Consider the following 272-nt stretch of genomic DNA (forward strand, 5'->3'; position numbering starts at 1 on the left):
AGCGGGTCGTGTTCGACCCAGCCCGGGCGCGGGTGATGCTGCTGGTGGCGCAGCGCCAGTTGGATATCGGCACGGCCTTGCATGTCCACGACCAGTACGCGGGTGCTGGTGGTGCCCTGGTCAAGTGCGGCTATTCGCATGGTCATTTCTCTTGTTGTGGGACGGCCTGGTCGATGCAGATGTCCAGTTGGTCGAAATGTTCCGGCAGGTGCAGGTCCTTGATGGGGATCAGCAGGCGCCGTTCCGGCAGTGTCGAGACCGGTCGGCTCCAG

Annotated in this window: 1 protein-coding gene; it reads right to left on the bottom strand. The window is 63.6% G+C overall.

Annotated features, from left to right (window positions below; translation table 11 throughout):
- On the bottom strand, nt 1–146 hold a 146-nt coding region (locus tag R0J88_RS20215), incomplete at its 3' end, for an FGGY family carbohydrate kinase (protein ID WP_410900909.1).
- Nucleotides 147–272: the final 126 nt, after the last annotated feature.

The sequence above is a fragment of the Pseudoalteromonas sp. SIMBA_162 genome (genome assembly GCF_046535955.1).
GTDB lineage: Bacteria > Pseudomonadota > Gammaproteobacteria > Enterobacterales > Alteromonadaceae > Pseudoalteromonas > Pseudoalteromonas marina.